The sequence below is a fragment of the Streptomyces sp. NPDC052109 genome (assembly GCF_040680195.1).
In the GTDB taxonomy this organism is placed as follows: domain Bacteria; phylum Actinomycetota; class Actinomycetes; order Streptomycetales; family Streptomycetaceae; genus Streptomyces.
In genome coordinates this window covers 1,005,799-1,024,515 of record NZ_JBFAWF010000001.1, presented here as the reverse complement: position 1 = coordinate 1,024,515, position 18,717 = coordinate 1,005,799, and the positions used below count along the sequence as shown (strand labels likewise).

Here is an 18,717-nt window from a genome sequence, read left to right as displayed (position 1 = left end):
ATGCTCTGTGTTCATGATCAGGGCGTGGAGCACGGCGGCCGGCAGGGCCCTCAGGGCGGTCCGGAGCACATCAGCACCGATGACGTACGGCCTCATCGCCCTGTGCTGTCTGCTCTTCGCCCTGGGGCCGGCCTCGGGTCTCGTCCCGGGGTACGGATCCGGGGACGCGCTGCTCGCCGCGCAGCGGGCGTACTTCCGGCGCTGGGGCGTGGTCCCGGCCGAGCTGTTCGCCAGGCCCGTGCGCGCGGCCCTGACCCCCGCCACGGCCCTGTTCGTCCACGGCAGCTGGGTGCATCTGCTCGGCAACATGCTCTTCCTCTTCGTCTTCGGCGCGATGACCGAGGAACGGATGGGCCGGGTGGAGTTCACCGTCTTCTACGTCGGCTGCGGTTATCTGGCCCTGCTCGGCTACGCGGCCGCCAACGCCGCCTCGACGCAGTCGCTGGTCGGCGCCTCCGGGGCGATCTCGGCGGTCCTGGGTGCGTTCCTCTACCTGTTCCCACGCGCCCGTGTGACCAGTCTTCTCCCGTTCCTCTTCTTCCTGCCGCTGCGGTTCCCCGCATGGGTCGTGCTGCCGTGCTGGGCGGCACTGCAGTGGGCGGCGGCGGAGCAGAGCTCCGACGGTCCCGGGGTGGCGTACCTCGCGCACCTCGTGGGGTTCGGCCTGGGCTTCGGCTACGCGTGGGCCCGTTACGGCCGTACGACTAGAGTGAAGTCGGCCCCAGCTCCGGCACCCGAGGGAGAGAACCAGCCGTGATCACCGCGATCGTCCTCATCAAGACCAGCGTGGACCGGATCCCCGAGATCGCGGAGCAGATCGCCGCGCTGGAGAGCGTCAGCGAGGTCTTCTCGGTCACCGGCACCTACGACCTGATCGCCATGGTCCGGGTCCGCCGGCACGACGACCTGGCCGACATCATCCCCGGCCGGATCAGCAGGATCCCCGGCGTGGAGGCCACCGACACGCACGTCGCGTTCCGGACGTACTCCCAGCACGACCTGGAGGCCGCCTTCTCGATCGGGCTGGACAACTAGGCGGTCCTGTCGCCGGCCGCGCTGCCGGGGCCCGAGGGGACGCAGAGGCGGCGGCCCGCGGACCCGCACCGGTCCGGACGCGTGGACGGCGGCCGCCTCCGTCACCGTCGGCGCCCCGCGTCCACCGCCGGCCGGACATCGCCGTGGCTGCCCGTGCACCCTGCGCCCCCGACGACCGCAGTGCCGCTGGATTACCCGACCGGGTTCGTGGCGGGCCACCGCCAACCGTCCGTGACCACCCGGCACGGCGGGTAGCCGGTGGCGGCCGCAACGGAGGATTCCGCAGTGGCTGTGGCGGCCAGTGGGGCGCGGCCGCCGACTTCGCCGGCGCGGAGGCCGCGTCGCGCCGCACCCGAGCCGGTCACCCGGCCCCTCCGCGGCATGGCGGCGGGCCCGGGACACCCGGGGAGCCCTGGCCGGCGGGCTTCCGATCACCGGCGGCGAGCGCGGATCCGGCCTTGGCCGCTCGCGCCGTTTCCCGCGCCTCTCAGGGGTGGCGCCTGCGCCGGCTTCACACCGCGGGTACGCAGCGGCCGTCCTCCGTCCTGTACGTCCACTTCGCACCCTCGGTGACGAGTTCCCTCACGGCCGCGACGAAGCGGTCCACGTGCTCGTCGGGGGTGCCCGCGCCGAAGCTCACGCGGATGGCGTTCAGGGACTTCTCGCCCGGCGCTGCCTCGGGGGCACCGCATTCACCCTGACTCTGGGGGTCGCTGCCGAGGAGGGTGCGGACGAGGGGGTGGGCGCAGAAGAGACCGTCGCGGACCCCGATGCCGTACTCGGCGGAGAGCGCGGCGGCGAAGTGGGAGCTGTTCCAGCCCTCCACGACGAAGGAGATGACACCGACGCGCGGGGCGTCGTCGCCGAAGAGGGAGAGGACCTTCACCTCGGGGACCTCGGCGAGGCCCGCGCGGGCCCTGGCGATCAGGTGCTGTTCGCGGGCGATCAGGGTGTCCCAGCCGGCCTCGGTGAGCGCCTTGCAGGCCGAGGCGATGGAGTAGGCGCCGATGACGTTCGGGGAGCCGGCCTCGTGGCGGGCGGCGCTCTCGTGCCACTCCACGTCCACTCCGCCGTCCTGACGCCGGGTCACCTTGCGGCTGGCGCCGCCGCCCGCGAGGTACGGCTCGGCCGCGCGCAGCCAGTCGGCACGGCCGGCCAGGACACCGGAGCCGAAGGGGGCGTAGAGCTTGTGGCCGGAGAAGGCGACCCAGTCGACGTCCAGGTCACGGAGGTTCACCGGTTGGTGCGGGGCGAGCTGGGCGGCGTCGAGGACGATCCGGGCACCGTGCGCGTGCGCCGCGGCGGCCAGTTCGCGCACCGGCCACAGCTCGCCGGTGACGTTGGAGGCGCCGGTGACGCAGACCAGGGCCGGTCCGTGGGGCTCACGGCCGGCGAGGGCCCGCTCCAGGGTCGTGACGGCCTGCTGCGGCGTGCGCGGGGCGTTGAGGTAGGTGACGCGGGCGTGCTGCCAGGGCAGCAGGGAGGCGTGGTGTTCGGTCTCGAAGACGAAGACCTGGCAGTCGGCGGGGATGGCCCGGGCGAGCAGGTTCAGGGAGTCGGTGGTCGAGCGGGTGAAGACCACCTGGTCGTCGGCGCGGCAGCCGAGGAACTCCGCGACCGTCCTGCGGGCGTTCTCGAACAGGTCGGTGGAGAGCTGGGAAAGGTAGCCGGCGCCGCGGTGGACGCTGCCGTAGTACGGCGCGTAGGCGGACACGTCGTCCCAGACGCGCTGCAGGGCGGGGGCGCTGGCCGCGTAGTCGAGGGCCGCGTAGGTGACCTCGCCGCCGGTGACGAGCGGAACGGTGACATCCCGGCCCAGAACGGGCAGAGGTGAGCAAACGGACTGGTCGGAGGCAGCGGTGAACACAGACATGGGTGAACTCCCGTGAGGACGTACGCCGAAGGGACGTACGGAAGAGGAAGAGAAAAGAGGGATGCGGAGGCGGGGCTCTGCGGCCCTATCGCATTCGCTTGCTCACGGAAGGCTCCTCGACGACCAGGACCCCTGGTTTCGTGAGGGGTCCGCGCTTGCCGTAGACCTCGCTGCCTACGGCCTGGTCTTCACCCGGGGCACCCCGCCACGGACGGAGGGTTGCCGGACAGCCGGCCGGGGCCGAATGACTGTCACTCATGACCTGGTTCAGTATCCTGCCACACGATCTTGCGTACGCAAGGCGCAGTCCGCCATCCGGACTGCGCCCTGCGTCACACCGGGCGGGAATCAGCGATTGCTGGCCGCCACCCAGCGCTCCAGCGTCCGCTTCGCCGCGCCCGAGTCGATGGACTCGGTGGCCCTGGCCATGCCGGCCCGGAGCTGGTCGGCCAGCGAAGCGTCCGTCGGGTGGAGGGCCACCAGGGCCGCCGCCGCGTTCAGCAGCACCGCGTCCCGCACCGCACCCTGCTCGCCGTCCAGCAGACGCCGCGCCACCTCCGCGTTGTACGCGGCGTCGGCGCCGCGCAGGGCGTCCACCGGGACGAGGTCGATGCCCACGTGCCGCGGGTCGAAGGACTCCTCCGTGACCTTGCCGTCCCGGACCACCCACACCCGCGAGGTGGATGTCGTCGTCAGCTCGTCCAGGCCGTCGTCGCCGCGGAAGACCAGCGCGGAGTTGCCGCGCTCGGCGAGGACACCGGCCACGATCGGCGCCATCCGGGGGTCGGCCACACCGACGGCCTGGGCGCGCACATGGGCCGGATTGGTCAGCGGGCCCAGCACGTTGAAGGTGGTGCGGATGCCCAACTGGCCGCGGGCCGGGGCGACATGACGCAACGACGGGTGGAACTTCACCGCGAAGCAGATGGTGATGCCGGCTTCTTCGGCGACCTCGGCGACCCGCTGCGGGGTCAGGTTCAGATTGATCCCGAGCTTCTCCAGGACGTCGGAGGAGCCGGACGCGGAGGACGCGGCGCGGTTGCCGTGCTTGACGACCTTGGCACCGGTGCCCGCGACGACGATCGACGACATCGTGGAGATGTTCACCGTCTTGGCGCCGTCGCCGCCGGTGCCGACGATGTCGACGGCCGGGCCCGGCACCTCGATCACGTTGGCGTGCGCGTACATCGTGCGGACGAGCCCGATGATCTCCTCGACGGTCTCGCCCTTGGCCCGCAGCGCCACCATGAAGCCGGCGATCTGCGCGTCGGTGGCCTCACCGCGCATGATCAGGTCCATCGCCCACGCGGTGTCGTCCGCGGACAGGTTCCGGCCGTCCAGCAGGCCGTTCAGCAGGGCGGGCCAGGAGCGGCCCGCCGCGGTGTCGCCTCCAGCGGGGGTCACAGCGCTCATAAGCCGCTCCTGGGTGTCGTACACACGAAATCAGTGGTTGATCCCACCCTATCGACCCCCGGGCAGGGCGAAGGGCCCCGTCCGTAACCCGGACGGGGCCCTTCGGCGTGGCGTGGCGACGTGGGATCAGTGGTGGCCGTGGCCGCTCGTGATCTCCTTGTACTCGTCGACGGACGGCTTCGGGATCTGGTTGTCCTCGCCGTAGTAGGCGTTGGACAGCTTCACCCGCAGCCGCTCCGAGGCGCCGACCTTGCGCTCGACACCGTTCTCGTCGACCGTCGGGCCGATCTCGGCCGGCTCGTACTGGTGGTGAGCCGTGAGGGTGTGCAGCTGCTCCTGGCTGAGCGGCTCGTGCACCTCGATGAACTCACCGTGCGGCAGGCGCTTGATGATGCCGGTCTCACGGCCGTGCAGCACCTTCTCGCGGTCGCGGCGCTGCAGGCCGAGGCAGATCCGCTTGGTGACGAGGAACGTGAGGACCGGGCCGACGAAGAAGAAGATCCGGACGAACCAGGTGACCGCGTTGATCGACAGGTGGAAGTGCGTGGCCCACAGGTCGTTGCCACCACCGACCAGCAGGGTCAGGTAGATCGTCATCCAGGCGACACCGAACCCGGTACGGGTCGGGGCGTTGCGCGGGCGGTCCAGGATGTGGTGCTCGCTCTTGTCGCCGGTGACCCACGACTCGAGGAACGGGTAGACCGCGATCGCCACCAGGACCAGCGGGAAGATCATCAGCGGGATGAACACGCCCAGGACGAGCGTGTGACCCCAGAAGTTGATCTCCCAGCCCGGCATGAAGCGGATCAGGCCCTCGGAGAAGCCCATGTACCAGTCGGGCTGGGCGCCGGTGGACACCTGGTCCGGACGGTAGGGGCCCATGGCCCAGATCGGGTTGATCTGGGCGACCGCCGCGATGGCCGCGATGACACCGAAGACCAGGAAGAAGAAGCCTCCGGCCTTGGCCATGTAGACCGGCAGCAGCGGCATGCCGACGACGTTCTTCTCGGTCTTTCCGGGACCCGCGAACTGCGTGTGCTTGTGGTAAAAGACCAGGATCAGGTGGCCCACCATCAGGCCGAGCATGATGCCCGGCAGCAGCAGGATGTGGATCGAGTAGAACCGGGCGACGAAGTCGTGGCCGGGGAACTGACCGCCGAACAGGAAGAACGACAGGTACGTGCCGACGATCGGCACGGACAGGATCGCGCCCTCCATGAAGCGGACACCGGTGCCGGAGAGCAGGTCGTCCGGGAGCGAGTAACCGGTGAAGCCGGTGAACATGCCGAGGACGAACAGCAGGAAGCCGAACAGCCAGTTGATCTCACGCGGCTTGCGGAACGCGCCGGTGAAGAACACGCGCATCATGTGCGCGAACATGCCGGCCAGGAAGATCAGCGCGGCCCAGTGGTGGATCTGCCGCATGAGCAGACCACCGCGCACGTCGAAGGAGATGTGCAGGGTCGAGTTGAACGCCTCGGACATCAGCTGTCCCTGGAGCGGGACATACGAGCCGTGGTACACGACCTCGTTCATCGACGGGTGGAAGAACAGTGTCAGATAGACACCCGTCAGGATGATGATGATGAAGCTGTACATGCACACTTCGCCCAACATGAACGACCAGTGGTCGGGGAAGATCTTGCGCATGTTCGACTTGGCCAGGGAGTAGATCCCGAGCCGGCCGTCGGCCCAGTCGGCGATCCGCTCGCCGGCCGGAGCCTGCCCGCGAGAGCGGGTCTCGTTCGCTGCAGTACTCATCCGCGCTCCCAGAATGCAGGACCGACGGGCTCCTCGAAGTCGCCGAGCGCCTGGAGGTAACCGTCACTGTCCACGCCGATGCGCAGCTGCGGCAGGGCGTGGCCGGCGGGACCGAAGATCACTCGGGCACCGTCGGAGAGGTCGAAGGTGGACTGGTGGCACGGGCACAGCACGTGGTGCGTCTGCTGCTCGTACAGCGAGATCGGGCAGCCGACGTGGGTGCAGATCTTCGAGAAGGCGACGATGCCCTCGTGCGACCAGTCGAGCTCGCGCTTGTCCTTGATGTTGCCCGGCTGCAGCCGGACGATCATCAGGGCCGCCTTGGCGATCTCCGTCTGGAACTCCTCGGACGTCTCCTCCAGGCCCTCGGGCTTGGCGAACGTGAGCGAGCCGACGGCGACGTCCTCGGGACGCAGCGGCAGGTTCGTGTTCATGTTGACCAGGCGCTTGCCCTTGGCCCACAGGGTGTGGCGCAGCGAGGTGCTGGGCGCGGGGCCGAGGCCGCCGAGCAGCATGACGCCGGAGAGCGGCACCAGGGCCAGCGCACCGAACATCGTGTTGCGGATCAGCTTGCGGCGGCCGAGCGCCGACTCCTTCGCGCCCTGGCGGAAGTCCTCGTGGACCTTCGCCCGGACCTCGGGAGAGGCCTCGATCGGGTGCCGGTCGTCGGCGACCTCCACGTCCGACATCAGGGTGCGGGCCCAGTGGACCGCGCCCGCGCCGATGCAGAACAGCGCCACGCCGAGGGTCAGGCCCAGCGCGAAGTTCATCGCGCTGAGATGACCGATCGGGAAGACGAAGATCGACTTGTCGTTCGGGATCACCAGGTAGGCGACGATGAAGCCGATCGTGGCCAGCATCGACACCGTGAACAGGAGGGCCACCATGCGCTCGGACCGCCGGGCGGCCCGCTCGTCGATGTCCTGGATGCGGTGCTCGTGGGGCGGCAACCCCGGGTCGGCGAACGGGTTCTCCTCGTCCGCGACCGACACCGCACCGTGGGCGTGGTCCTGCTCAGCAGGCAGGTTCTCTTCTGGAATGTCTTGGCTACTCATGACTTCTTGGCCTTTGCGGTCCGAGCGGCGACCCAGACGGCGACCACGATCAGCGCGCCGAGACCGAAGATCCAGGCGAACAGACCCTCACTGACCGGCCCGAGGCCGCCCAGCTCCAGACCGCCGGGGTTCGTCGTCTCGCTGCTGTCGACCGCGTGCAGGTACGCGATGATGTCCTTCTTGTTCTTCGAGGACAGCGTGGTGTCGGGGAAGGACGGCATGTTCTGCGGGCCGGTCTGCATGGCCTCGTAGATGTGCTTGGGGTCGACACCCTCGAGGGTCGGTGCGAACTTGCCCTTGGTCAGGGCGCCACCCTTGCCGGTGAAGTTGTGGCACTGCGCGCAGTTGGTGCGGAACAGCTCGCCACCCTTGGCGATGTCCGCACCCTCCGGGCCGTACTGGTCCTTGGTGGGCACGCTCGGGCCGGCGCCCAGCGAGGCGATGTACGCGGCGAGCTGGTCGATCTGCGCCTGGTTGTAGACGACCTTCTTGCGCGGGATCTGGGCGCCCTGCGAGGTGGCGGCCGGCATACGGCCGGTGCCGACCTGGAAGTCGACGGCCGCGGCGCCCACGCCGACCAGGCTCGGGCCGTCGGAGGAGCCCTGGCCACCGGTGCCGTGGCAGCTGGCGCAGCCGACCTCGTAGAGCTTCTTGCCCTCCTTGATGGTCAGGGACTGGGCGGAATCATCGGCCTGCGCCTTGCCCGCGGGTGCGAACGCGGCGTACAGCCCCCCAGTGGCCGCCAGCGCGAGGAGTAGGACGACGACCGCCGCCAGCGGATGGCGTCGTCGTGCGGAGAGCTTTTTCACGGATTACCCCGGTGTCAGGATCTTCTGCGTCGGTGCTTCTGGATGTGCGGGAGCCGGTCCCGGCTACTTGATCAGGTAGATCGTGGCGAAAAGGCCGATCCAGACCACATCGACGAAGTGCCAGTAGTAGGACACGACGATGGCGGCCGTCGCCTGCTCGTGGGTGAACCTCTTGGCCATGTAGGTGCGGCCAAGGACCAGCAGGAAGGCGATGAGACCGCCGGTCACGTGCAGGCCGTGGAAGCCGGTGGTCAGGTAGAACACCGAGCCGTACGGGTCGGAGGAGAGCGAGATGCCCTCGTCCCTCACCAGGCTCGTGTACTCGTAGATCTGACCGCCGATGAAGATCGCACCCATGATGAAGGTGAGGATGAACCACCCTCTGAGCTTCTTCACGTCGCCCCGCTCGGCCGCGAACACGCCGAGCTGGCAGGTGAGCGAGGAGAGCACCAGGATCGTGGTGTTCGTCGCGGAGAAGGGCACATTGAGCGCGTCGGCCATGTGCTTCCAGTGCGCCGGACCCGTCACCGATCGCAGGGTGAAGTACATCGCGAAGAGGGCCGCGAAGAACATCAGCTCGGAACTCAGCCAGATGATGGTTCCGACGCTGGTGAGGTTCGGCCGGTTGACCGACGGGTGCGCGTGCCCGGTTTCTACTGTCGTTGCTGTCGCCACGACCGACATTATGTCGGTCGCTTATCCCGCCCTCACTCCGGGGGGTGCCGTTCGGAGTGTTGCTGCCCGCCGAACCGGTGTTGACGTGGTGTTCATGGGCACTTCGACGGGAGTAAGCTCCGCCCCGAACGGCCCTGTCCGTCCCGTCCGTACGACGCTGACGTCCCGGAGGAACAATGCAGCCGACCGCCACGGTGCTGGTCTACAGCGACGACTCCAACACCCGCGAGCAAGTACGGCTGGCCACCGGTCGCAGGCCGGCTCCCGACGTCCCCTTCGTCGAGTTCGTCGAGTGCGCGACTCCGGGCGCGGTGCTGCGCGAGCTGGACAAGGGCGGTGTCGACGTGTGCGTGCTGGACGGGGAGGCCGTGCCCATGGGGGGCATGGGCGTGTGCCGGCAGATCAAGGACGAGGTGTTCAACTGCCCGCCGGTGCTGCTGCTGATGGGACGGCCGCAGGACGCGTGGCTGGCCACGTGGAGCCGGGCCGACGCCGCGGTCACCCTGCCGGTGGATCCGGTCGAGTTCGCCTCGGCGTTGGCCTCTCTGCTCCGTCAGCGGCGGTTGCTGAGCGCCTAGCGGGGAGGGGCGCCCCGAGCGTGCGCGGGTGCGGTGGCGGGCCGGTCGCGCCCAGGCGGCGGCAGCCGCGCATCGCACTCGGCTCCGCGCCCCTCCGGGGTGCTCACAGGGCCGCCGGCTGCAGTCTCACCGTGTCCCCCGCCGACGGGCCGGCCTGCTTGTCGTTGGTCAGGGCGCTGCCCTTCTGCCAGTTCTTCCAGTCGACGTTCCAGTCGCCGAAGCCGTTGCCGAAGTGCTCCATCGCATGACCCCTGGAGTTGACGACCTTGACGATGTCGCCCGTGTGAATGTGGTTGAAGAACCACTGTGCGTTCGACGTACTCATGCCGGTGCAGCCGTGGCTGACGTTCGCGTAGCCCTGTGAGCCCACGGACCAGGGCGCGGCGTGGACGTACTCGCCGGACCACGTCACCCGCGTGGCGTAGTAGACCGACAGGTCGTAGGAGTCGGACGTCCCCGCGGCGATGCCGATCGTGGTGCCGCGCATGCGTACGACGTATGCCTTCTCCAGCACGACCTTGACACCGTTGCGGGTGTCGTAGCCGGGTTTGCCCGTGGTGACGGGGATCTGCTGGAGCGCCTTGCCGTCCTGGTAGAACGTCAGCTCGTGCGCCGCCGCGTCCGTGACGGCCTCGATCCGGTCACCCGTGGTGATCTTCACCGGCTTGGCCGGGCCGCCCCACAGCCGGTCGCTGATCCTGATGCCGTCCAGGTTGCTGTGCACCGTGATGGTGGCGTGGGTGGGCCAGTACTCCTGGGGCCGGTAGTGGAGTTCCTTGCTGTTCACCCAGTACCAGGAGCCCTGCACGGCCGGTGTGGAGTCCACCCGCAGCGCACGCTCCACGACGGCCCGCTGCGCCTTGTCCTTGACCTCCTGGTCGAGTTGGGCGGTGATGGGCTGTCCGACGCCGTACTGGCCCGAGTTCGGCCCGAAGGTGACGGTCAGCCGCTTCTTGTTGGTGGGCTTGGTGGTGTCGAACGTGAGGACCTTGCGGCCGGGCGCGCCGTTGCTGTCCTCGGTGCTCACCGTGACCGTGTAGTGGGCGTTGGCGGCCAGTGGAGCGGTGCTGTGCCACCGACCGCCGTCGGCGGCGAGTTCACCCGCCACATAGCGCCCTGCGGAGTCCTGGACGGTGACGTCGGTGATGAGGTCATCGCCGTCGGCGGTGATCTCGAGAGGCTTGTCCGGGTCGGCCGGTTTTCCCTCACCGATGGGGCCGCTGAAGGAGATCACGTCCGCCGCGTCGTACGGCTTGGCCGACAGGGGGTTGCCGTCCGAACCGCAGGCGGTGACGCCCGCGCCGAGGGCGGTCACCAGCATGGCGCAGCTGACGACGGTGCGGGTCCGCGGAGTGTGGTTCATACGATCACGCTATGAGGCGCTGACCCCATTGGCGCGCCAGGTAGCCCGTACGAGCGAACGACACTACGGCGTATGAACGAAACGCCCGGGGAAAGCAGGGAGCCCGGGCCCTCCTGATGGAGGAACCGGGCTCCCGGGATGTGCTCCCGTGTGCTACTGGGTGCGGTTCTCGCCGTGGTAGTACTCGAACACCCAGCCGAACAGGCCGACCACGATGAACGGGGCGGAGAAGTAGATCAGCCACCAGCCGACCGCGATGCTGAGGAAGGCGATCGCGCCGCCGAAGCCCAGCATGAGCGGCTGCCAGCTGTGCGGGCTGAAGAAGCCCAGCTCACCCGCGTCGTCCGCGACGTCCGCCTCCTTGTTGTCCTGGGCGCCCGCGTCGACCCGCCGGGCGGTGAAGCCCAGGTAGAAGCCGATCATGACGCTCAGGCCGAAGGCCAGGAACAGTGCGGTGGTACCGGCCGGCTCCTTCGACCACACGCCATACACGATGGCAATGATCAGGATGAAGACGCTCAGCCAGATGAACATCCGACCCTGGATCTTCACTTGCCGGCCTCCTTGCTGCCCGCGACGGCGGTGCCGTGACCGGCGTGCTCGAGCTGCTCGAGCGCGGCGATCTCAGGGTGGTGCAGATCGAACGCCGGGGATTCGCTGCGGATCCGCGGCAGGGTGACGAAGTTGTGCCGCGGCGGCGGGCAGGAGGTCGCCCACTCCAGCGAGCGGCCGTAGCCCCACGGGTCGTCCACGCCGACCGGCTTGCCGTACTTGGCCGTCTTCCACACGTTGTAGAGGAACGGCAGGATCGACAGGCCGAGCAGGAAGGAGCTGATGGTCGAGATCGTGTTCAGGGTGGTGAAGCCGTCGGCCGCCAGGTAGTCGGCGTAACGACGCGGCATGCCCTCGGCGCCCAGCCAGTGCTGGACCAGGAAGGTGCCGTGGAAGCCGATGAACAGCGTCCAGAAGGTGATCTTGCCGAGCCGCTCGTCCAGCATCTTGCCGGTCATCTTCGGCCACCAGAAGTGGAAGCCGGAGAACATCGCGAAGACGACCGTGCCGAAGACCACGTAGTGGAAGTGGGCCACCACGAAGTACGAGTCGGAGACGTGGAAGTCCATCGGCGGCGAGGCCAGGATGACACCGGTCAGACCACCGAACGTGAAGGTGATCAGGAAGCCGGTCGCCCAGAGCATCGGCGTCTCGAAGGACAGCGAGCCCTTCCACATCGTGCCGATCCAGTTGAAGAACTTCACACCGGTCGGCACGGCGATCAGGAAGGTCATGAAGGAGAAGAACGGCAGCAGCACACCGCCGGTGACGTACATGTGGTGGGCCCACACGGTCACGGACAGGCCGGCGATGGAGATGGTCGCGGCGATCAGGCCCATGTAGCCGAACATCGGCTTACGGGAGAACACCGGGATCACTTCGGAGATGATGCCGAAGAACGGCAGGGCGATGATGTACACCTCTGGGTGTCCGAAGAACCAGAAGAGGTGTTGCCACAGCAGGGCGCCGCCGTTCGCCGCGTCGAAGACGTGGGCGCCGAATTTACGGTCCGCCTCCAGGGCGAACAGCGCGGCCGCGAGGACCGGGAAGGCGAGCAGGACCAGGACGGCGGTCAGCAGCACGTTCCACACGAAGATCGGCATGCGGAACATGGTCATGCCCGGGGCGCGCATGCAGATGATCGTGGTGATGAAGTTGACCGCACCGAGGATCGTGCCGAAGCCGGAGAAGGCCAGACCCATGATCCACATGTCGGCGCCGACGCCCGGGCTGCGGACCGCGTCCGACAGCGGGGAGTAGGCGAACCAGCCGAAGTCGGCCGCACCCTGGGGGGTGAGGAAGCCGCCCACCGCGATGGTCGAGCCGAACAGGTACAGCCAGTAGGCGAACATGTTCAGCCGGGGGAACGCCACGTCCGGCGCGCCGATCTGCAGCGGCATGATCCAGTTCGTGAAGCCGGCGAACAGCGGCGTCGCGAACATCAGCAGCATGATCGTGCCGTGCATCGTGAACGCCTGGTTGAACTGCTCGTTCGACATGATCTGCAGGCCCGGCCGGGCCAGCTCGGCGCGCATGAGCAGCGCCATCACGCCACCGATCAGGAAGAACGCGAACGACGTAACGAGGTACATCGTCCCGATCGTCTTGTGGTCGGTGGTCGTCAGCCACTTCACCACGACATTGCCGGGCTGCTTGCGCCTGACCGGCTGCTCGTCCGCGTACAAGCCTTCGGCAGCCGCGGCACCCTGGGGTTCGTTGAGGATGCTCACAGGTTGTTCGTCTCCCGGTTCTTCTCGTGGCTCGTCTGCGCGATGCCGGCGGGAATGTAACCGGTCTGCCCCTTCTTGGCGAGGTCCTGGAGATGCTTCTGGTAAGCCGCCGGGGAGACGACCTTCACGTTGAACAGCATCCGGGAGTGGTCGACGCCGCAGAGCTCGGCGCACTTGCCGAGGAAGGTGCCCTCCTTGTTGGGGGTCACCTGGAACGCGTTGGTGTGGCCCGGGATCACGTCCATCTTCATCAGGAACGGCACCACCCAGAAGGAGTGGATGACGTCACGAGAGGTGAGGACGAAGCGGACCGTCTCGCCCTTGGGGAGCCAGAGCGTCGGACCGGGGTTGTTCGTCTGCGGGTTCCGCGTGGCGGGCGTACCGGCGTCGTATACACCGCCGGCGTTGGCCGGGAATTCCTTCTTGAACCGGTCCGGAATGGCGTCCAGGTTCTTGTCGGTCTTCGCGTCTCCGGAGACCCCGGGGACGTTCTCGATGTAGTTGAAGCCCCAGCTCCACTGGTAGCCGACGACGTTGACCGTGACGTCCGGCTTCTTGTCGGTGAGGCTGAGCAGCTTCGACTCGTCCCGGGCCGTGAAGTAGAAGAGCACCGAGATGATGATGATCGGGACCACCGTGTACAGGGCCTCGATCGGCATGTTGTACCGAGTCTGCGGAGGTACCTCGACCTTGGTGCGGCTGCGCCGGTGGAACATGGCGCTCCACAGGATCAGGCCCCACACCAGCACGCCGACGGCGAGCGCGGCAGCCCAGGAGCCCTGCCACAGGGAGAGGATCCGCGGAGCCTCTTCCGTGGTCGGGGTGGGCATGCCAAGGCGGGGGAAGTCCTTGTATGTGCAACCGGTTGCGGTCGCCAGGACCAGGCCCGCGGTCAGTGCCTGCAGCAGCTTCCGCCGCATCGGGCGCCGCGGCGAGCGGTCGGAGCCGTTGGGACTCACGTAGCGCCTTCCCGAGAGTCTCGCCCGCGCGGTCGGCTGCGGCCTTCTCGCTGGTCGGTCGCCGCCCTGCGTCGGGCAGGGGTTTGGATGTTTATGCGGACCAAACCCTAGCCGACGCCCTCCGGGCGTTCGCGGGGAGGGGGGCATACGCGTCGCCTGTCACTCGGTTGGGGTGGGAATGGGCGCCCAATAACTCGGGTTGTGGGGGTTTGAGTCGCGGGTGCGGGTGCGTTGTGGCTCGTCCCACTCACGCGGTGGCGCCGCAGATCGGACACGGCCCCGCGCGCCTTTGCTCCTGCAGGCGTTCTACCGTTGCCGTGTGTCCTACTTCGACGCTGCTTCCGCCGCTCCTCTCCACCCCGTCGCCCGGCAGGCGCTGTTGGCCTCCCTTGACGACGGGTGGGCCGATCCCGCGCGGCTCTACCAGGAAGGGCGCAGGGCCCGGATGCTTGTGGACGCCGCACGCGAGGCGGCCGCCGAGGCGATCGGCTGCCGGGCGGACGAGGTGGTGTTCACCTCGTCGGGGACACGGGCCGTACACACGGGTGTCGCGGGGGCGTTGGCCGGGAGGCGGCGGGTGGGACGCCACCTGATCGTGTCAGCGGTCGAGCACTCCTCCGTACTCCATTCGGCGGAAGTGTTCGAAGCGGACGGCGGGACGGTGACCCGGGTGCCGGTGAACCGGGCGGGTGCCGCGGACCCCTCGGGCTACGCGAGCGCCCTCCGCCCGGACACCGCCCTGGCCGTGCTCCAGTCGGCCAACCACGAGGTGGGCACCGTCCAACCGGTGGCCGAGGTGGCCGAGGTGTGCCGGGCCGCCGGAGTGCCGTTGCTGGTGGACGCGGCACAGTCGCTGGCGTGGGGGCCGGTCGAGGGCGGGTGGTCGCTGCTCACGGGCAGCGCGCACAAGTGGGGCGGGCCGTCCGGGGTCGGGCTGCTCGTCGTACGCAAGGGAGTGCGGTTCGCCGCCCAAGGGCCCGTGGACGAGCGGGAGTCGGGGCGGGCGCCCGGCTTCGAGAACATCCCGGCGATCGTGGCGGCGGTGGCCTCGCTGCGGGCGGTGCGGGCCGAGGCGGCCGAGGAGGCGGTACGGCTGCGCGAGCTCACGGAGCGGATCCGGGCGCGGGTGCCGGACCTGGTGCCGGACGTGGAGGTCGTCGGGGACGCCGAGCGGCGACTGCCCGGAATCGTCACCTTCTCCTGCCTCTACGTCGACGGCGAGGCGCTGCTGCACGAGCTGGACCGCGAGGGCTTCTCGGTCTCCTCCGGCTCCTCCTGCACCAGCAGCACGCTGACGCCCAGCCATGTGCTGAAGGCGATGGGCGTGCTGAGCGAGGGGAACGTACGGGTCTCCCTGCCCCTGGGGACGGAGGAGGCGGACGTGGAACGGTTCCTCGCGGCACTGCCCGGAGCCGTGGCCGGCGTCCGGGAGAAGCTGGGCGCCCCTGCGGCAGCGGCCGCCCGGCAGGGCCCCGAGGAGTTCCTCGTCGACTCCCTGGGCAAGCGCTGCCCGATCCCGGTCATCGAACTGGCCAAGGTCTTCGGGCAGGTGCCGGTCGGGGGGACCGTCCGGGTCCTCTCCGACGACGAGGCTGCCCGCCTGGACATTCCGGCGTGGTGCGAGATGCGGGGGCAGGAGTACGTCGGGGAGGAGCCGGCGCAGAGGGGTACGGCGTATGTCGTACGCCGGGTGAGCTGAGCGCACCGGAGGGGCGCGGGACTGCGTCCGGCGTGCGGCTACCGCCGCGTGCGGGTGGTCGAACCGGGCCTCAGCCGAGGTGAGCCCGGACCTCTTCCCCGGCCTCGTCCCCGTACGCCTTCACGAACCGCTCCATGAAGTGCGCCCGCCGCAGCCGGTACTCCTGCGTCCCCACGGTCTCGATGACCAGCGTCGCCAGCATGCAGCCCACCTGGGCGGCCCGCTCCAGCGAGACCCCCCACGCCAGTCCCGACAGGAACCCGGCGCGGAAGGCGTCGCCGACACCCGTGGGGTCGGCCTTGCGCTCCTCCTCGGGGCAGCCGACCTCGATCGGGTCCTCGCCGACCCGCTCGATGCGTACGCCGCGCGAGCCGAGCGTGGTGACGCGGTGGCCGACCTTGGCCAGGATCTGGGCGTCGCTCCAGCCGGTCTTGGACTCGATGAGGCCCTTCTCGTACTCGTTGGAGAACAGGTACGTCGCCCCGTCCATCAGCACCCGGATCTCGTCGCCGTCCATCCGGGCGATCTGCTGGGAGAAGTCCGCGGCGAACGGGATGGCGCGGGATCGGCACTCCTCCGTGTGGCGGAGCATCGCCTCGGGGTCGTCGGCGCCGATGACGACCAGGTCCAGGCCGTCCACGCGGTCGGAGACGGTCTTCAGCTCGATGAGGCGGGCCTCGCTCATCGCGCCGGTGTAGAACGAGCCGATCTGGTTGTGGTCGGCGTCGGTGGTGCACACGAAACGCGCGGTGTGCAGGGTCTCGGAGATCCGGACCGACTCGGTGTCCACACCGTGCCGGTCGAGCCAGGAGCGGTACTCGTCGAAGTCGAAGCCGGCCGCACCGACCAGGATCGGCTTGGTGCCGAGCTGGCCCATGCCGAAGGCGATGTTGGCGGCGACGCCGCCGCGGCGGACGTCCAGGTTGTCGACCAGGAAGGAGAGCGAAACCGTGTGCAGCTGGTCCGCGACGAACTGGTCGGCGAAACGGCCGGGGAAGGTCATGAGGTGGTCAGTGGCGATGGAGCCGGTGACTGCGATGCGCACGACGGGGAATCTCCTGCGGAAGGCTGGGTTGACAGTTCACGCTACCCGTTCGGCCGTCGGCGCTGTAGTTGGCGAAACTACCCGATAGTAGGTCTTTCTTCGCGGGCTGGAGCAGGCCTACGGTGCGGTGATGACGAACCTCAAGTTCCGCTCCACCGGCCCGGACGACCTCGAGGGCGATCTGGCCGCGCTGCGCGGCGACTGCGCCCGGATGGCTCCGCACTGGGCGGTGCCCGAGCACGCCCAGTCCCGGCCGGTGCCGTTGTCCCTGCTCCACGGGGTGACCGTGCCGGCGAGATCCGCGCGGATGCTGGACGCGATGTCCGACTACGGCGACTGACGCGCGGGCGCATTCGCAGGGAACCGCACGCTCCCCTCCCACGTCCCATCGCCGTCCCCCATGCGGGGGATGCGGGATACGACCAGCGAGGAGCGATGCGGTGAACACCGAGCGACCCGAGGACCGCGAGCACCCCGAGGGCTACGAGCACACCGAGCGCACCGAGCGTCCGGACCAGCCCGAGGGCTCCGAGCACCCCCGGGGCGACAGGAGCGACGGGAGCCAGGAGGGTCTCGGGGAGTCCGGGAGGCCTGAGCCTCCGCCGGCGAACGCCGCGGCCACGGCCGGCGCCGGCGGCAGGGACGGGACCGACGGCGCGGACGCGGCCGGTGACGCTGAGGGCGGGCCGGTGGGCCGGCGCCGGTCGGGTCTCGCCGTGGTCTCCGTCGCCGCCGCCGTGCTGCTGGCCGGCGGCGGTGGCGCCTACCTCGCGGCGCACGGCGGCACGGACGACCGTGTGGACGGGCCCGGCACGGCCGGCTCCGGCGCCACTCCCCAGCCGCTCGCCCTGGACGACTGGAGCGGCACGGGCCGCATCGCGCCGGGTGAGCCCGCCCCCTACGGCGCCACGTACGCCGCGCAGGGCGAGCTGCCGACCGGTCCGGGCTCGGCGCCCGTGTACGCGCCGAAGGGCGAGGTCGGCCGGGACGCGGTGGTCCGGCTGGCCCGGGCGCTCGGCCTCGACGGCACGCCGGTGGCTCAGGGACGGATCTGGCGGGTCGGCGGCAAGGACGGCTCCGGGCCGAGCCTGACGGTGAACCGGGACGCGCCGGGCAGCTGGACCTTCAGCCGTTATGCGCCGGGCACCGACGACTGCCGGAAGGGCGTCCTCTGCGCACACGACCCGATGGGCCCCACCGGCGCTCCGGTGAGCGCGGGGAAGGCGACCGAGGCCGCCGCGCCGGTGCTGAAGGCGGCCGGGCTGGACACCGCGAAGATCGACCCGAGCCAGGTCATGGGCACCGAGCGGGTGGTGAACGCCGACCCGGTGGTCGGCGGCTTGCCGACGTACGGCTGGACCACCGCCCTGACCGTGGACCGGCAGGGCGACCTGGTCGGCGGGCACGGGATGCTCGGGGCGACCGCGAAGGGCGACACGTACCCCGTGCTGAGCGCCGCGAGGACGCTGAAGCTGATGAACGCGGCACCGAGGAGCGACCACCGGATGGGCATCGGCGGCTGTGCCAGCCCGGTGCCGCTGAAGAACCGGCTGGAGCAGCCGTGCGGCGCGTCCACCGGGGAGCCGCAGCGGGGGGCGGACGCGGGCCGGGACACGGTCACCGTGGAGAAGGCCGTGTTCGGGCTGGCCGCGCGCTCCGTGGCCGGGCGGCAGACCCTGGTGCCGTCCTGGCTGTTCGAGGTGCGGGGTGCGGCCGGCCGGGGCACGTCGACGGTTGCGTACCCGGCGGTCGATCCCCGGTACGTGGCGTCGGCGGCCACGTCCTCGGCGCCCACCGCGTCCGCGGCGCCCCGGGACGTGAAAGTGACCGGCTACACGGCCGAGGACCGTGAGCTGACGGTGAGCTTCTACGGCGGGGTGTGCGCCGACTACACGGTGGCGGCGAAGGAGAGCGCCGAACGGGTGACGGTGAGCGTCACCGAGCACCCCTGGGTGGGCAAGGTGTGCGTGCTCATCGCCAAGGAGTACGTGAAGACCGTGCGGCTGGGCGCGCCGCTGGACGGGCGGACGGTCGTCGGTGACGACGGCAGCCGGATTCCGCAGGGCAAGCCGGGCGCGCTGCGGGGAGGGTCGTGACGGTCCTACGGCGTCCGCAGGCGGACGAAAGGCGGCGGCCCCTGCACCGGGGTCGCCGCCTTTCTCAAGCCGTC

17 protein-coding genes and 1 riboswitch are annotated in these 18,717 nt (G+C 69.6%); of the genes, 6 read left to right on the top strand and 11 right to left on the bottom strand.

The genetic code is table 11. The features are described from left to right. Nucleotides 1–13 precede the first annotated feature (13 nt). Both AB0L59_RS04660 and AB0L59_RS04655 read left to right on the top strand, forming a co-directional pair. Entirely contained in the window at nt 14–757 is a 744-nt protein-coding gene (locus tag AB0L59_RS04660; protein WP_365579126.1) for a rhomboid family intramembrane serine protease, read from the top strand. Further along, on the top strand, nt 754–1,035 hold the full coding sequence (locus tag AB0L59_RS04655; protein WP_365579124.1) for an Lrp/AsnC ligand binding domain-containing protein: 282 nt from the start codon (nt 754–756) through the stop codon (nt 1,033–1,035). The genes AB0L59_RS04660 and AB0L59_RS04655 overlap by 4 nt, the downstream gene beginning before the upstream one ends. A gap of 511 nt (nt 1,036–1,546) precedes the next feature. Here AB0L59_RS04655 and AB0L59_RS04650 read toward each other — a convergent pair. The 6 genes from AB0L59_RS04650 to AB0L59_RS04625 all read right to left on the bottom strand — a co-directional run bounded on the left by AB0L59_RS04650 (nt 1,547) and on the right by AB0L59_RS04625 (nt 8,630). Continuing rightward, nucleotides 1,547–2,908, bottom strand: coding sequence for an aminotransferase class V-fold PLP-dependent enzyme (locus tag AB0L59_RS04650; protein ID WP_365579122.1), 1,362 nt, complete (start codon nt 2,906–2,908; stop codon nt 1,547–1,549). A gap of 146 nt (nt 2,909–3,054) precedes the next feature. Continuing rightward, nucleotides 3,055–3,171, bottom strand: a riboswitch (SAM riboswitch). An 85-nt stretch (nt 3,172–3,256) separates the two neighbouring features. Continuing rightward, the gene (gene trpD, locus AB0L59_RS04645; RefSeq protein ID WP_365579120.1) at nt 3,257–4,321 is read right to left on the bottom strand and encodes an anthranilate phosphoribosyltransferase; all 1,065 of its coding nucleotides are present in this window, start codon (nt 4,319–4,321) and stop codon (nt 3,257–3,259) included. A gap of 126 nt (nt 4,322–4,447) precedes the next feature. Next, nucleotides 4,448–6,082, bottom strand: a complete 1,635-nt coding sequence (locus AB0L59_RS04640) for a cytochrome bc complex cytochrome b subunit (RefSeq protein ID WP_365579118.1) — start codon at nt 6,080–6,082, stop codon at nt 4,448–4,450. Beyond that, nucleotides 6,079–7,137: a Rieske 2Fe-2S domain-containing protein gene (locus AB0L59_RS04635; RefSeq protein WP_365579116.1), complete on the bottom strand. Its 1,059-nt coding sequence runs from the start codon at nt 7,135–7,137 to the stop codon at nt 6,079–6,081. Before AB0L59_RS04635 ends, AB0L59_RS04640 begins: the two co-directional genes overlap by 4 nt. Further along, entirely contained in the window at nt 7,134–7,946 is an 813-nt protein-coding gene (locus AB0L59_RS04630; protein ID WP_365579114.1) for a c-type cytochrome, read from the bottom strand. Before AB0L59_RS04630 ends, AB0L59_RS04635 begins: the two co-directional genes overlap by 4 nt. Before the next feature lie 63 nt (nt 7,947–8,009). Continuing rightward, on the bottom strand, nt 8,010–8,630 hold the full coding sequence (locus AB0L59_RS04625) for a heme-copper oxidase subunit III (protein ID WP_351203789.1): 621 nt from the start codon (nt 8,628–8,630) through the stop codon (nt 8,010–8,012). 167 nt (nt 8,631–8,797) lie between these two features. Between AB0L59_RS04625 and AB0L59_RS04620 the strand changes: the two genes are divergently transcribed. Continuing rightward, nucleotides 8,798–9,199, top strand: coding sequence for a hypothetical protein (locus tag AB0L59_RS04620; RefSeq protein WP_365579112.1), 402 nt, complete (start codon nt 8,798–8,800; stop codon nt 9,197–9,199). 103 nt (nt 9,200–9,302) lie between these two features. Here the strand turns inward: AB0L59_RS04620 and AB0L59_RS04615 are convergent, their stop codons facing one another. The 4 genes from AB0L59_RS04615 to coxB all read right to left on the bottom strand — a co-directional run bounded on the left by AB0L59_RS04615 (nt 9,303) and on the right by coxB (nt 13,803). Continuing rightward, nucleotides 9,303–10,562 carry an Ig-like domain-containing protein gene (locus AB0L59_RS04615; RefSeq protein WP_365579110.1) on the bottom strand — a complete coding sequence of 420 codons (1,260 nt, stop codon included), beginning with the start codon at nt 10,560–10,562 and terminating at the stop codon, nt 9,303–9,305. A 153-nt stretch (nt 10,563–10,715) separates the two neighbouring features. Continuing rightward, nucleotides 10,716–11,114 (bottom strand): cytochrome c oxidase subunit 4, encoded by a 399-nt coding sequence (locus AB0L59_RS04610; protein ID WP_365579108.1) that lies wholly within the window; start codon nt 11,112–11,114, stop codon nt 10,716–10,718. Then, entirely contained in the window at nt 11,111–12,844 is a 1,734-nt protein-coding gene (gene ctaD, locus AB0L59_RS04605; RefSeq protein ID WP_365579106.1) for a cytochrome c oxidase subunit I, read from the bottom strand. Before ctaD ends, AB0L59_RS04610 begins: the two co-directional genes overlap by 4 nt. Then, nucleotides 12,841–13,803 carry a cytochrome c oxidase subunit II gene (gene coxB, locus AB0L59_RS04600; RefSeq protein WP_365579104.1) on the bottom strand — a complete coding sequence of 321 codons (963 nt, stop codon included), beginning with the start codon at nt 13,801–13,803 and terminating at the stop codon, nt 12,841–12,843. The genes ctaD and coxB overlap by 4 nt, the downstream gene beginning before the upstream one ends. Nucleotides 13,804–14,122: 319 nt before the next feature. Here coxB and AB0L59_RS04595 point away from each other — a divergent pair, with 319 nt between their 5' ends. After that, the gene (locus AB0L59_RS04595; RefSeq protein ID WP_365579102.1) at nt 14,123–15,502 is read left to right on the top strand and encodes an aminotransferase class V-fold PLP-dependent enzyme; all 1,380 of its coding nucleotides are present in this window, start codon (nt 14,123–14,125) and stop codon (nt 15,500–15,502) included. A 70-nt stretch (nt 15,503–15,572) separates the two neighbouring features. Here AB0L59_RS04595 and AB0L59_RS04590 read toward each other — a convergent pair whose 3' ends face one another. Further along, entirely contained in the window at nt 15,573–16,547 is a 975-nt protein-coding gene (locus tag AB0L59_RS04590) for a carbohydrate kinase family protein (protein ID WP_365579100.1), read from the bottom strand. A gap of 130 nt (nt 16,548–16,677) precedes the next feature. On the opposite strand from AB0L59_RS04590, the gene AB0L59_RS04585 reads away from it, so the two are divergent. Both AB0L59_RS04585 and AB0L59_RS04580 read left to right on the top strand, forming a co-directional pair. Continuing rightward, nucleotides 16,678–16,887, top strand: coding sequence for a hypothetical protein (locus AB0L59_RS04585; RefSeq protein ID WP_365579098.1), 210 nt, complete (start codon nt 16,678–16,680; stop codon nt 16,885–16,887). Between the two features lie 100 nt (nt 16,888–16,987). Then, complete coding sequence (locus AB0L59_RS04580) at nt 16,988–18,643, top strand: hypothetical protein (protein WP_365579096.1); 1,656 nt, start codon at nt 16,988–16,990, stop codon at nt 18,641–18,643. The last annotated feature ends 74 nt before the right edge of the window (nt 18,644–18,717 follow it).